Genomic DNA, 12,787 nt, shown 5'->3' on the forward strand with positions numbered 1-12,787 from the left:
CGGACCAGGGAGACTGGTCCGGGGCGCGGTTCGTTTCGCCGTGGGGCGGCTGCCGGTTCTGACGTGCCGGTCCGCGGTGGCTGGTCGCGCAGTTCCCCGCGCCCCTTTGAGGGTCGGCCAGGCCGAGCTCCACCGCCTCGTTCGTCGGCCGAGCCCTTCCCGCCGTTGGGGGGGGGGCTCCTGGTGGTGTGCCGCGGGTCGTTCGTGGCTGGTCGCGCCCACGCGGCGGAGCCGCACCATGTCACGGCCCCGCGCCCCTGGCGCGGTCCGGCTGCACGCGCCCGGCGGCTACCCCGTGCCCGTCTGCCCGCCCGACAACGTGCCGCCGTGGTGGCCGGATCTGGTTCCGTTGTGATCGAGGGGAGTCTCCCCGGCGCCGTAGGCTTACCGCGGAGTAATCGTGAATCGGGGAGGGCGACCGGCGTGGGTGCTGTGAAGGGCAAGCGGATGCCGCGGGCCGTACGGGAACAGCAGATGATGGACGCCGCCGTGCGGACCTTCGCCCAGCGCGGGTACCGGGCCGCGTCCATGGACGAGATCGCGGAGCTCGCCGGGGTGTCCAAACCGCTGGTCTACCTGTATCTGAACTCCAAGGAAGAGCTCTTCACCGCGTGCATCCGCCGGGAGGCGGCGGCGCTCGTCGAGGCGGTGCGGTCGGCGATCACGCCCGGCGAGCCCGCCGACGCCCAACTCTGGTCCGGGCTGCGGGGGTTCTTCACGCACACCGCCGAACACCCGGACGGCTGGGCGGTCCTGCACGCGCAGGCCCGCACCCAGGGCGAGCCGTTCGCGCGCGAGGTCGCCGTGATGCGCGAGGAGATCGTGGCGTTCGTGACGCTGCTGATCGCGGAGGCCGCCCGGGAGGCGCACCGCGACCCGTCGCTGCCCGAACGCGAGGTGGCCGGCCTGGCGGAGGCCCTGGTGGGAGCGGCGGAGGCCCTCGCGGTCTGGGCGAACACCGCGGAGGGCGTCACCGCGAAGCAGGCCGCGACCACGCTGATGAACTTCGCCTGGGCGGGGTTGGGGAACCTGATGCGGGGCGAGCCCTGGTCCCCGCCCCGCTGATCGGGCAGCCTGCCCTACGGCGAGACGGCCCCGCTCAGGTGCACCTTCTCGCCGGCCCCCCGCAGCTCGAACCGCTCACCCTCCACCCCGTACGCCACCCGCCCCGGCAGCAGTACCGGAGCCCTGAACTCGGCGCGCAGCCGGACCGACCCCTCCACGCCGTACTCGGAGAGGCACCGCGCGACCGTCCACATCCCATGGGCGATGGCCCGCGGAAACCCGAACAGCTTCGCCGTGAGCGGGTGCAGGTGGATGGGGTTGCGGTCGCCGGAAGCCGCCCCGTAGCGCCGCCCGAGATCCCCGGGCAGGTCCCACTCGGCGCGTACGGGCAACGGCGCGTCGTCGCCCGAGCGCTCCGGGACCGGACCCTCGTACGACGTGGAGTGACGCGCGAGGTACGTACTGCGGGACTCCCAGACCAGCTCCCCGGCGAGCCGCGCCTCGGTGACGAGGAGAGCCTCCGTGCCGCGTCGGTGCGGGCTCAACTTCTCGGCGTACACCGTGAGTTCGGGGCGTTCGGAAGAGGGCACGGGCCGGTGCTGGTCGACCGCGAACGTCGTATGGACGAGACCGAGCAGCGGCAGCGGAAACTCACGGGCCGCCATCAGCCGCATGGCCAGCGGAAAGCCCAGGATGTGCGGATACGTCACCGGGAGCCCGGCGCTCGGCGCAGTGGATCCGGACTCCGGGAAACCGCACACCGCCCGGTACGCGGCCAGTCGGCCCGGGTCGACCGCCGCATCCCGCAGGACCAGCCGCGTCGGCGGGGCGACGGCACCCTGAGCGACCCGCTTCAGGGGGGACCGCAGCGCGCCCCGTGCGAGCAGCGGCGCGAGGCTCGGTGCGGAGTCGAGTCGTACGACCGTCATCGTCAGGCCCCCAGCAGGCTCTGGCCGCAGACGCGGACGACCTGGCCGTTGACCGAGCCGGAGCCCGGGTCGGCGAACCAGGCGGTGGTCTCCGCGACGTCGACCGGAAGGCCGCCCTGCGCGAGGGAGTTCATGCGGCGGCCCGCCTCGCGGATGAAGAGCGGAACGGCGGCGGTCATCCTGGTCTCGATGAAGCCGGGCGCGACCGCGTTCACGGTGACGCCGTGCTCGGCGAGCGCGCGCGGCGCGAGCGAGCGGACCAGGCCGATGATCCCGGCCTTGCTGGCCGCGTAGTTGGTCTGGCCGACGTTCCCCGCGATCCCCGCGATGGACGCCGTGGCGACGATCGCCCCGCCGCGGTTCAGGGTGCCGGACGAGAGCAGCGCGTCCGTCGTACGCAGCACGGCCCCGAGGTTGACGTCCAGGACCGGACTCCAGCGCTCGGCGGGCATGTTGGCGAGCCTGCGGTCCCGCGTGATGCCCGCGTTGTGGACCAGCACGTCCAGGCCGGTCGCACCCTCGGGGAGTGCCGCGGTGATCCGCTCGCCCGCGTCGTCGGCGGTGATGTCGAGCGGCAGCGCGGTCCCGCCGAGCCGCTCGGCGAGCTGCGCCAACTCGTCCTGGGCGGACGGAATGTCGAGGACGACGACATGCGCGCCGTCCCGCGCGAGCGTCTCCGCGACCGAGGCGCCGATGCCCCGCGCCGCGCCCGTGACCAGAGCGGTGCGCCCGTCGAGGGGCCGGGCCGGGTCGGTGGCGGGCTCCCCCGCCGTCTCGCCGACCTCGATCACCTGGCCGCTGACGTAGGCGGACTTGGGCGAGAGCAGGAACCGCAGCGTCGACTCGGCCGCCACCGCGGAGTCCGTACGGACGAGACGGACCAGCGTGACCGTACGGCCGCGGCCCGCCTCCTTGCCGAGGGAGCGCACGAACCCTTCGAGGCCCTGCTGGACGGCGGCCTGGTGGTGGTCCGTGGCCGAGGGTGCCGAGCCGAGCACGACGATCCGGCCGCCCGGCGCGACGGAGCGCACCACGGGGTGCAGGGCGGCGTGCACCTCGGCGAGTGCGCCGACGTCGGCGACGCCGGTGGCGTCGAGTACGACGGCGGCGGGGCGCTCGGTGCCGGGTTCGAGGCCGGTGCGGGCCAGCGCCTCGTCCAGGCCCTTGAGCGCGGAGAGACCGGCGGTCAGCCGCAGCAACGGGCCGTCAAGGGACGGGTGTTCGGCCGACCAGCGGCGCAGCGGGGCGGGCTGCGGGAGCCCGAGTCTGCGGGTCAGGAAGCGGCCGGGCGCGGTTCCGGTGAAGTTCAGATAGCGGTCGGCCATTGTCCAACTCCCAGCTCGGTCGTAAATTTACTTCTGAGTAAGGTTACTCAAGGGTCAGGAGCTGGTCGAGATGAGCACCGAAGAAGCCGCCGGGAACAAGGGCCGGATCCGCCGCGTCGCGGTCATCGGCGGGAGCCGTATCCCGTTCGCCCGTTCCGACGGTCCGTACGCCACCGCGTCCAACCAGGAGATGCTCACGGCCGCGCTCGACGGCCTCGTCGACCGCTTCGGGCTGCACGGCAGCCGCGTAGGCGAGTTCGTCGCGGGCGCCGTCCTCAAGCACAGCCGCGACTTCAACCTCGCGCGCGAGACGGTCCTCGGCTCCGGACTCGACCCGCGCACCCCCGCGTACGACATCCAACAGGCCTGCGGCACCGGCCTGCAGGCCGTGATCGCCGCCGCCAACAAGATCGCGCTCGGCCAGCTCGACAGCGCGATCGCGGGCGGCGCCGACACCGCGAGCGACGCCCCGCTCGGCGTCAACGACAAGCTGCGCAAGATCCTCCTGGAGGCGCGCCGGGCGAGGACGGTCGGCGCCCGGGCCAAGGCCCTCGCGAAGATCCGCCCCGGCCACCTCGTCCCGGACATCCCGCGCAACGCCGAGCCGCGTACGCGCCGGTCGATGGGCGAGCACGCGGCCGTGACGGCGCGGGAGTGGGGCGTGCGCCGCGAGGACCAGGACGCGCTCGCCGCCACCAGCCACCAGCGGCTCGCCGCGGCCTACGACCGGGGCTTCCTCGACGCCCTCGTCGTGCCCTTCCGCGGCCTGGAGCGGGACCAGAACCTGCGCCCCGACTCCACGGTGGAGAAACTCGCCGGGCTGGGGCCGGTGTTCGGCACCGACGGCCCCGACCCGACCATGACGGCGGGCAATTCGACCCCGCTCACCGACGGCGCCGCGACCGTGCTGCTCGCCGACGAGGAGTGGGCGGCCGCGCGCGGCCTCACCCCGCTCGCGTACCTCACGGCGTACGAGACGGCCGCCGTCGACTTCGTGGGCGGCGACGTGACCGGCGACGGCGGCGACGGGCTCCTCATGGCCCCGGCGTACGCGGTGCCGCGGATGCTGGAGCGGGCCGGGCTCGGCCTGGCCGACTTCGACCTGGTCGAGGTGCACGAGGCCTTCGCCTCGCAGGTCCTCGCCACGCTCGCCGCCTGGGAGAAGGCGGGCCTCGGCCCGGTCGACCGGGACCGCCTCAACGTCGCCGGCTCGTCCCTCGCGACCGGCCACCCCTTCGCCGCGACCGGCGCCAGGATCGTCGCCACCCTTGCCGAACTCCTCGCCGAACGGGACGCTCCCGCACGGGGGTTGATCTCCATCTGCGCGGCCGGCGGACAGGGCGTGACCGCGATCCTCGAACGCGCCTGACGGCCCCCGAACCACTCACCCTCAAGGAGTCGCGTGCCCCGCAAGACCCCGGCCCCCGCGCCGCCCCCGCTCGTCGAGCCGCACAAGACCGTCACGGACGGCGTCGTACGCGAGGTGTCCGTGCCGCCCCTCGCGCCCGCGGTGACCGTGGGCTCGCTCGCGGACATCCCGTACGACAACGCCGAACAGGCGCCCGCCGAGGCCGTGTTGAGCCGCAAGGAGGCCGACGGCACGTGGCGGGAGGTGACCGCGCGGGAGTTCGCCGACGAGGTCCGGGTGCTCGCCAAGGGGCTGATCGCGCACGGCCTGCGCCCCGGCGACCGGCTCGCGATCATGGCGCGGACGACGTACGAGTGGACGCTCCTCGACTTCGCCGCCTGGTCGGCGGGCCTGGTCACCGTCCCCGTCTACCCGACCTCGTCCGCCTTCCAGACCCGCTGGATCCTCCAGGACTCCGGGGCGGTCGCCCTCGCCGTGGAGACCGCTGGGCAGGCCGCCGCGCTCGGCCCCGAGCGCGACCGCCTGCCGGACCTCGCCCACGTGTGGACCTTCGCCGACCTGCCCGCCGTGGCCGAGGCGGGCGACGGCCTCGACGACGCCGAGGCGGACAAGCGGCGCGCGGCCCTCACCCCCGACTCCCTCGCCACCCTCATCTACACCTCCGGCACCACCGGCCGCCCCAAGGGCTGCGTCCTCACGCACGGCCACTTCTTCGCCGAGGTCGACAACGCCATCGAGCTCCTGCACCCCGTCTTCAAGTCGATCAGCAAGGACCCGGCCTCCACCCTTCTCTTCCTTCCCCTCTCGCACGTCTTCGGCCGGATGGTCGCCATCGGCTGCCTGCGCGCCCGCGTACGGCTCGGGCACGCGCCCAGCATCCAGACCGAGGACCTCCTGGCCGACCTGGCCGGGTTCCGCCCCACCTTTCTCCTCGCCATCCCGTACGTCCTGGAGAAGGTCTTCAACACCGGCCGGGCCACCGCCGAGAAGATGGGCAGGGCGGCCTCCTTCGACCGCGCGGCGCACATCGCCCGACGCTACGGCGAGGCGGTCGAGGCCGCCGAACACGGCACCGGCCCCGGCCCCACCCTCGGCCTCAAGGCGGCCCGCGCGCTCTACGACCCGCTGGTCTACCGGCGCATCCGCGCGGCCCTCGGCGGCAAGGTGCGGTACGCGATCTGCGGCGGCTCCCCGCTCGGCCGACGGCTCGCGGCGTTCTACGCGGGCGCCGGGATCCAGATCTACGAGGGGTACGGCCTCACGGAGACCACCGCCGCCGCCACGGTCACCCCACCGTTGCGGCCCCGCCTCGGCACCGTGGGCTGGCCGCTGCCCGGCACGGCGGTGCGGATCGCGGACGACGGCGAGGTGCTCCTCTCCGGCGGCCAGGTCTTCCACGGCTACTGGGACGGGCAGTCGGGCACGACCGCTCCCGCGTACGAGAAGTGGTTCGGCACCGGGGACGTGGGCGCCCTCGACGCCGACGGCTACCTCTCCATCACCGGCCGGAAGAAGGACATCCTCATCACCACGGGCGGCAAGAACGTCGCACCCGCGCCCCTGGAGGACTGGCTGCGCGCGCACCCGCTGGTCGGCCAGTGCATCGTCCTCGGCGACAACCGTTCGTACGTGGCCGCGCTGCTCACCCTCGAACCGGACGGCATCGCGCACTGGCGCCGGATGAAGAAGAAGCAGGACGTGCCGATGGCCGAGCTCGTCCAGGACCCGGAGCTCCTGGAGACCCTCCAGAAGGCGGTCGACGAGGCCAACAAACTGGTCTCCCGCGCGGAATCCATCCGCCGCTTCAGGGTCCTCCCGGTCGACTTCACGGAGGCAGCGGGCCACCTCACTCCGTCCCTGAAGCTGAAACGCGTGGCGATCGAGAGGGACTTCGCGGACGAGATCGAGGCGCTGTACGCGCAGCGCAGGGAGGCCTGACAGGAGCGCCCCGTCAGGGGCGCGGGGAACTGCGCGACCAGCCACGACGGCGCTGCAGCCGGAAACGGAGCGGGGGTCCGGGGCGCAGCCCCGAAGCTGCTGCAAGCTTTCGGGAAGGGGCGGGGCGGGGAGTAAACCGGGGTCCGGGGCGGAGCCCCGGGGAGGCGGGGCAGGCGGGCCCGACCTATCGTGACGCGAGAGGCACCCGCACGGAGGGCCACCACATGCTCACACGCAGTGTGATAGCCGCAACCGCCGCACTCGCCCTGCTCGGCACCACCGCCCAGGCGACCGCGGCGGACGACCGCGTCCCCGACCTGACCCGCTTCTACCACCAGAAGGTCACCTGGGGCGCCTGCAAGAACCTGGACGGAGCCCCCGACGACATGCAGTGCGGCAAGGTAACCGTCCCCCTCGACTACGCCCACCCGGAAAAAGGCACCGTCGACCTTGCGATGAACCGCATCCCCGCCTCCGGCGACAGACGCGGCTCACTGCTGGTGAACTTCGGCGGCCCGGGCGGCCCGGGAGTGGCCGGACTCGTCGGCTCGGCCCAGCAGTTCGAGGACCTGGCCAAGGGCTACGACATCGTCGGCTTCGACCCGCGCGGCGTCGGCACCAGCTCCCCGGTGACCTGCGGCGACGGCAGCGACATGCCGGACGAACCGCTCGCCGACGACGCGAGCACCGTCCTGGAGCAGGCGGCGAAGCAATGGCAGGTGTGCCGCAAGCACTCGGGCCCGGTCGCGGACCACATCGGCACCATCAACGTCTCCCGCGACCTGGACGTCATGCGCGACGCCCTCGGCGACGACAAGCTCAACTTCTTCGGCTTCTCGTACGGAACCCGCCTCGGCGCCGTCTACACCGGCCAGTTCCCGCACAAGGTGGGCCGCATGGTCCTCGACGGTGTCGACACCCTCACCGAGCCGATGGTCGAGCAGACGCGGGTGGCCGTCGAGGGCCAGCAGACCGCGCTCGACAACTTCGTCACCTGGTGCGCCCAGAACGCCGGCTGCGTCCTGGGCGACAACGCGCGGGACGCCAAGCAGAACATGACCGACCTCGTGTCCCAGCTGAACGAGCGCCCCATCCCGCTCGGCGACGACGTGGAGTACGGCGGCGACGACCTGGTCAACGCCCTCGGCACGGCCCTCTACCACCGCGATGCCTGGCCCTACCTGTCCCAGGCCCTCGCCAACGTGGTCGCCGACCGCGACCCGCGGGCGCTGCTCCGCCTCACCGGCGTACCGATCCCGCCCCCGGACGAGTACGCGGGGCGCGCGATCGTCTCCCAGGAGGACGTACCGCCGGACAACTTCGGCGTCGCGCTCACCATGGTGAACTGCGCCGACGACCCGGACCGGCTCACCGCCGCCCAGCTCTCCGACGAGAAGATGATCAAGAGCCTGGTGGACGACTACACCGAGGCGTCCCCGATCTTCGGCCCCGCCCGCCTCGAACAGGTCCTGCTCTGCGCAGGCCAACCCAAGGGCACCGACTTCATCCGCAAGATCCACGACGTCGACACCCCGCGCTTCCTGCTCGTCGGCACCCGCGGCGACCCGGCCACCCCGTACCGGTGGGCCGTCGAGACCGCCCAGCGCCTCGGCGAGCAGGCCGTCCTCCTGGACAACCACGGCGACGGGCACACCGGCTACTTCTCGTCCAAGTGCGTGGCCCAGAAGGCCGACGACTACCTGCTGTACGGCGAGTTGGGCCGCGGCGGCCTCTACTGCGGCGAGGAGTAGGCCTCAGCCACTGCGGCGAGGAGTAGGCCTCAACCACTGCGGCGAGGAGTAGGCCTCAGCCACTGCGGCGAGGAGCAGGCCTCAACGCGGGCGGGTCGCCTCCCGGTACAGCGCGGCGGCCCGCTCGTCGAGGAGCACGCTGTACGACACGTCGGGGCTGTCCCCGCCGCCGTGGTGGCCGCCGAGCACTCCGGTGATCCGCCCGTCGCCGTCGACCCAGGGGCTGCCGCTGGTGCCGGACGAGAAGTCCGGGCAGGCGATGCGCTGCTGGGTGTGGTGGAACGCGGTCGGCGTGGCCGTGCAGGTGCGGGGCGCCTCCTCGGCGGAGGGGTAGCCGGTGAGGGTGACCTCGCGGCCCGTACGTCCGTCGGTGGCGAGGGTGTTGGCGCCGGTGACGTCCTCGACGGCGCGGCCCTCGCGCGGGCGGACGGTGGCGAAGGCCAGGTCGTGGTCCTCGTCCTCGCCGTCGGTCCAGGCCGCGTCGGCGAAGACCCGGTCCACCTTCCAGTGGCCGTACGGGGCGTCGCCGTCGCGGTAGCCGGGCGCGAAGGACACCGCGTCGCCCTCGGCGAGGCAGTGCCCGGCCGTGACGATCAGGTTCCGGCCAGGGCTGTGCACGACCGACGCGGTACAGAAGTGCCCGTCGTCACCGAAGAGCGCGCCGACCTCGGCGGACTCGGCGTGCAGGGCACGGGGCAGGGCGTTGGCGTCCTGCAGGACGACACAGGACACCAGGGCGCTCGCCGCGAGCACCGCCCGCAGCCGCTGCGGCATGAACGACTCCCCTCGCCGGATTGCCGGGAAGCATGCACGAGAAGTCTGTGAGCGGGAAAGGCACCGCCGGGAATCCATGCGACCGAAGATGGTCAATTGTTGAACTTCTTCGGGGTGAGTGGGTGCCGCTGGACGGGTTTCCCGGCGTGCGGGTAGGGCGCCCGTGAGTGAGACGCGGGTATTCCCTTTCCGCACCCGTCCATGGGAACAGCTCCGCTCCCGTCCATGGGAACAGCGAAAGCCGCCGCGGGCAAAAGGCAGGAGCCCCGCTCCGCCGCACGAAGCGGGGGCGAGGCTCCTTGGGTACTGCTATCCGTACCGGATCAGAACCGAGAGGTTCCTGGCCTGATTAGGCCGGGGTGACGTTCTCGGCCTGCGGGCCCTTGGGGCCCTGCGTGACGTCGAACGTCACGGCCTGGTTCTCCTCGAGGGAGCGGAAGCCAGACGCGTTGATCGCGGAGTAGTGGACGAAGACATCCGGGCCGCCGCCTTCCTGGGCGATGAAGCCAAAGCCCTTTTCAGCGTTGAACCACTTCACGGTTCCGGTAGCCATAAAGCCCTCCTATGGGCCAAAGAGTGTCCCTGCTCCAGAACCCCACGCGTGTCAAGCACAACCGCAAAAGTCTGAAAACGACGAGAGCCCGCGGTCACATGCTCCGCAGGCTCTGTACTGCAAGGGAAACTAAACTGCAACTTGCGGCGAGCCTAGCACGCAGGCGGCCGTAAGCGATAGAGGGCAAGATCACGTCACCCGGATGTCTGAGAAACGGCACGAACTCGTTGACATCCGTGCATCCGGCGGACGCCGGGCCGTCTCGTCGAGGACGCGTGGCGGCCCCAGGCGAGGCTCCGTATCGCGCGGGGGCTAGCCTCGCGATGTGGACAATTCTCCTCGCAACCGCCCGCGCGTCGGGCACATCCAGTTCCTGAACTGCCTGCCCCTGTACTGGGGTCTCGCGCGGACGGGAACCCTGCTCGACCTGGAGCTCACGAAGGACACCCCGGAGAAGCTCAGCGAGCGGCTCGTACGCGGTGATCTGGACATCGCCCCGATCACCCTCGTGGAATTCCTCAAGAACTCCGAGCAGCTCGTGGCCATGCCGGACATCGCCGTGGGCTGCGACGGACCCGTGATGTCCTGCGTGATCGTGTCGCAGCTGCCGCTCGACCGGCTCGACGGGGCCCGGGTCGCGCTCGGCTCCACGTCCCGCACCTCCGTACGGCTGGCACAGCTGCTGCTCGCCGAGAGCGTCGGCGTCACGCCCGACTACTACACGTGCCCGCCCGACCTCGGCCTGATGATGCGCGAGGCGGACGCCGCCGTGCTCATCGGGGACGCGGCGCTGCGCGCCAACCTGCACGACGGGCCGCGCCTCGGCCTCCAGGTCCACGACCTCGGGCGGATGTGGAAGGACTGGACGGGCCTGCCGTTCGTCTTCGCCGTCTGGGCCGCCCGGCGCGACTACCTTGAGCGCGAGCCCGAGGTGGTGCACAAGGTGCACGAGGCGTTCCTCGCCTCCCGGGACGTCTCCCTGGAGGAGGTCACCAAGGTCGCCGAGCAGGCCGCGCGCTGGGAGAGCTTCGACGCGGGCGTCCTGGAGCGCTACTTCACGACGCTCGACTTCCGCTTCGGCCCCGACCAGCTCGCCGGAGTGCGCGAGTTCGCCCGCCGGGTCGGTCCCAGCACCGGTTTCGACGCGGACGTACGGGTCGACCTGCTGCGGGCCTGATTCGCCCCGGTCCCGCCCCTGGTCCGCCCCGCACCCTCTCCCCGTAGGCTGCTGGGGGACGGGCGGGACAACGCGGGACAACGGGGGAGGGGCCTCATGCAGCCGCTGGATGCCGGAGAGCCGACCGTCGTCGGGCCGTACCGGCTGCTCGGCCGACTCGGCGCGGGGGGCATGGGCCGGGTCTACCTGGGGCGCAGCTCCGGCGGTCGCACCGTCGCCGTCAAGGTCGTCCATCCGCACTTCGCGCTCGACGAGGAGTTCCGCGCCCGCTTCCGGCGCGAGGTCGACGCCGCGCGCCGGGTCGGCGGAGCCTGGACGGCGCCCGTGCTCGACGCCGACCCGGAGGCCTCGGTGCCCTGGGTCGCCACCGGGTACGTCGCCGGACCGCCGCTGAACCGTGCCGTGGGCGAGCGCGGTGTGCTGCCCTCGCTGCCCGAGCAGGCGGTACGCGTCCTGGGCGCGGGCCTGGCCGAATCGCTCGCCGCGGTGCACGCCCTCGGCCTCGTCCACCGTGACGTGAAGCCGTCCAACGTGCTGCTCACCCTGGACGGCCCGCGCCTGATCGACTTCGGCATCGCCCGCGCGACCGACGGGACCGCCTCGCTGACCTCGACCGGCGTCTCCGTGGGCTCGCCCGGCTACATGGCGCCCGAGCAGATCCTCGGCAAGGGCGTCATCGGCGCCGCCGACGTCTTCTCGCTCGGCGCGGTCCTGGCGTACGCGGCGACGGGCGGCGCCCCCTTCGCCGGTGACTCTTCGGCCGCGCTGCTCTACAAGGTGGTCCACGAGGAGCCCGAACTCCACCTCCCGGAAGGGGAGTTGCGCGCGCTCGTCGCCGACTGCCTGGCCAAGGACCCGGCCGCCCGACCCGTGCCCGAGGAGATCGCCCGGCGGCTCGCGCCCGAGGGCGCCGCGGCCCTCGCGGTCTCCGGCTGGCTGCCCGGGCCGCTGGTCGAGCAGGTCAGCCGCAGCGCCGTCAGCCTCCTCGACCTGGAGGCCCACCCCGAACCGGCCTCGGGGCTCGTGGAGTTCAGCAGCCCCTCGGTGGGCCGGCCGCCCGCGCCCACCGACGCGGGCACCGGGCCCGGATCCACGAGCACCGGCTCGGTCGGCGGCCCCGCCTCCCGCCACTTCGACCCGCGCAGCGCCGAGCCCCCGCCGCCCGGCGTGCCCGGTTTCGGGCCGCCCGACCCGACGTACGCCGAGGACGCCGCCCGGCACGCCACCGCCACCTCGGCCTCCTCCTCCGGCGGGCCGGAAGGGGCCGGTGCCGTACCGCCGCAGCGCGGCCGTCTGGCCGTGACCGTGGACGCGGGCAGCGCGCCGGGCGAGGGCGGCCGGGGGCGGCGGATGAGCTGCACCGTGGCGCTCGCGGTCACGGGGGCGCTCGCCGCCGTCACCCTCGGCGGGGTGTTCATGTCCGGGATGCTGCCCGGCGGCGACGCTGACAACAGCGCGGGCAAGAAGCCACCGGCGGACAGCAGCCAGAAGCCCGGTCAGCCGCCCGGCCAGGCCATTCCGAAGCGCTATCTCGGCACCTGGGAGGGCAAGGCCGAGGCCCTGGACGGGGCGCTGCCGTCCGGCACGGTCCGGGTCGTCGTCGAACAGGCCCGTCCCGGCGAGGAGTTCGGCACCGCGAGCATGACGGACGAGCTGGGCCTGAGCACCTGCACGGACGTCCTGATCCTGAAGAAGGCCACGGAGAAGGAGATCGTCGCCACGGGCCGCGCCAAGGTGAAGGGCGACGCCCGCTGCACGGACAACGACCACACGGTCCGCCTCACCCCGGTCGGCGACGACCTGGAGTACACGTCGGAGAACCCGGCGGGCGGAAACCCGAAGGCACGGCTGTCCCGGCGCTAGAACCCGTCTCCGGCACGCACGCGGGGCCTCGCAGTGGGGGTGTCGTACCCCTGGCGTACGCTGGATCAGTCCGCGCGTAAGACCGCCTGAAACCGCCTGAAAG

10 protein-coding genes are annotated in these 12,787 nt (G+C 72.8%); 6 read left to right on the plus strand and 4 right to left on the minus strand.

All coding sequences use genetic code 11. The annotated features are described in order from the left end of the window. The first annotated feature begins 423 nt into the window (after positions 1 to 423). Entirely contained in the window at positions 424 to 1,065 is a 642-nt protein-coding gene (locus QIT00_RS28625; RefSeq protein ID WP_282538319.1) for a TetR/AcrR family transcriptional regulator, read from the plus strand. 14 nt (positions 1,066 to 1,079) lie between these two features. Here the strand turns inward: QIT00_RS28625 and QIT00_RS28630 are convergent, their stop codons facing one another. Together QIT00_RS28630 and QIT00_RS28635 are read right to left on the minus strand one after the other, a co-directional pair. After that, a complete protein-coding gene (locus QIT00_RS28630; protein WP_282538320.1) occupies positions 1,080 to 1,934 on the minus strand; it encodes a MaoC family dehydratase in 855 nt (284 codons plus the stop codon). 2 nt (positions 1,935 to 1,936) lie between these two features. Beyond that, the gene (locus QIT00_RS28635; RefSeq protein ID WP_282538321.1) at positions 1,937 to 3,259 is read right to left on the minus strand and encodes a 3-oxoacyl-ACP reductase; all 1,323 of its coding nucleotides are present in this window, start codon (positions 3,257 to 3,259) and stop codon (positions 1,937 to 1,939) included. A 70-nt stretch (positions 3,260 to 3,329) separates the two neighbouring features. Between QIT00_RS28635 and QIT00_RS28640 the strand changes: the two genes are divergently transcribed. The 3 genes from QIT00_RS28640 to QIT00_RS28650 all read left to right on the plus strand — a co-directional run bounded on the left by QIT00_RS28640 (position 3,330) and on the right by QIT00_RS28650 (position 8,317). Next, positions 3,330 to 4,628 carry an acetyl-CoA C-acetyltransferase gene (locus tag QIT00_RS28640; RefSeq protein ID WP_282538322.1) on the plus strand — a complete coding sequence of 433 codons (1,299 nt, stop codon included), beginning with the start codon at positions 3,330 to 3,332 and terminating at the stop codon, positions 4,626 to 4,628. Positions 4,629 to 4,661: 33 nt separating this feature from the next. Beyond that, on the plus strand, positions 4,662 to 6,566 hold the full coding sequence (locus QIT00_RS28645) for an AMP-dependent synthetase/ligase (protein WP_282538323.1): 1,905 nt from the start codon (positions 4,662 to 4,664) through the stop codon (positions 6,564 to 6,566). 224 nt (positions 6,567 to 6,790) lie between these two features. Further along, positions 6,791 to 8,317, plus strand: a complete 1,527-nt coding sequence (locus QIT00_RS28650; protein ID WP_282538324.1) for an alpha/beta hydrolase — start codon at positions 6,791 to 6,793, stop codon at positions 8,315 to 8,317. Positions 8,318 to 8,398: 81 nt separating this feature from the next. Here the strand turns inward: QIT00_RS28650 and QIT00_RS28655 are convergent, their stop codons facing one another. Together QIT00_RS28655 and QIT00_RS28660 are read right to left on the minus strand one after the other, a co-directional pair. After that, positions 8,399 to 9,091, minus strand: a complete 693-nt coding sequence (locus tag QIT00_RS28655) for a trypsin-like serine peptidase (RefSeq protein ID WP_282538325.1) — start codon at positions 9,089 to 9,091, stop codon at positions 8,399 to 8,401. 349 nt (positions 9,092 to 9,440) lie between these two features. After that, positions 9,441 to 9,644, minus strand: a complete 204-nt coding sequence (locus QIT00_RS28660; RefSeq protein WP_016645643.1) for a cold-shock protein — start codon at positions 9,642 to 9,644, stop codon at positions 9,441 to 9,443. Between the two features lie 325 nt (positions 9,645 to 9,969). Here QIT00_RS28660 and QIT00_RS28665 point away from each other — a divergent pair, with 325 nt between their 5' ends. Further along, positions 9,970 to 10,821, plus strand: a complete 852-nt coding sequence (locus tag QIT00_RS28665) for a menaquinone biosynthetic enzyme MqnA/MqnD family protein (protein WP_282538326.1) — start codon at positions 9,970 to 9,972, stop codon at positions 10,819 to 10,821. Between the two features lie 96 nt (positions 10,822 to 10,917). Next, positions 10,918 to 12,684 carry a serine/threonine-protein kinase gene (locus QIT00_RS28670; RefSeq protein WP_282538327.1) on the plus strand — a complete coding sequence of 589 codons (1,767 nt, stop codon included), beginning with the start codon at positions 10,918 to 10,920 and terminating at the stop codon, positions 12,682 to 12,684. Positions 12,685 to 12,787: the final 103 nt, after the last annotated feature.

The organism is Streptomyces luteolus, from assembly GCF_029968015.1.
Classification (GTDB): Bacteria; Actinomycetota; Actinomycetes; order Streptomycetales; family Streptomycetaceae; genus Streptomyces; species Streptomyces luteolus.

Coding starts and splice junctions, on each gene's coding strand:
- QIT00_RS28630 (WP_282538320.1), bottom strand. CDS start 1,934: ATGACGGTCGTACGACTCGACTCCGCACCGAGCCTCGCGCCGCTGCTC.
- QIT00_RS28635 (WP_282538321.1), bottom strand. CDS start 3,259: ATGGCCGACCGCTATCTGAACTTCACCGGAACCGCGCCCGGCCGCTTC.
- QIT00_RS28640 (WP_282538322.1), top strand. CDS start 3,330: ATGAGCACCGAAGAAGCCGCCGGGAACAAGGGCCGGATCCGCCGCGTC.
- QIT00_RS28650 (WP_282538324.1), top strand. CDS start 6,791: ATGCTCACACGCAGTGTGATAGCCGCAACCGCCGCACTCGCCCTGCTC.
- QIT00_RS28655 (WP_282538325.1), bottom strand. CDS start 9,091: ATGCCGCAGCGGCTGCGGGCGGTGCTCGCGGCGAGCGCCCTGGTGTCC.
- QIT00_RS28660 (WP_016645643.1), bottom strand. CDS start 9,644: ATGGCTACCGGAACCGTGAAGTGGTTCAACGCTGAAAAGGGCTTTGGC.
- QIT00_RS28670 (WP_282538327.1), top strand. CDS start 10,918: ATGCAGCCGCTGGATGCCGGAGAGCCGACCGTCGTCGGGCCGTACCGG.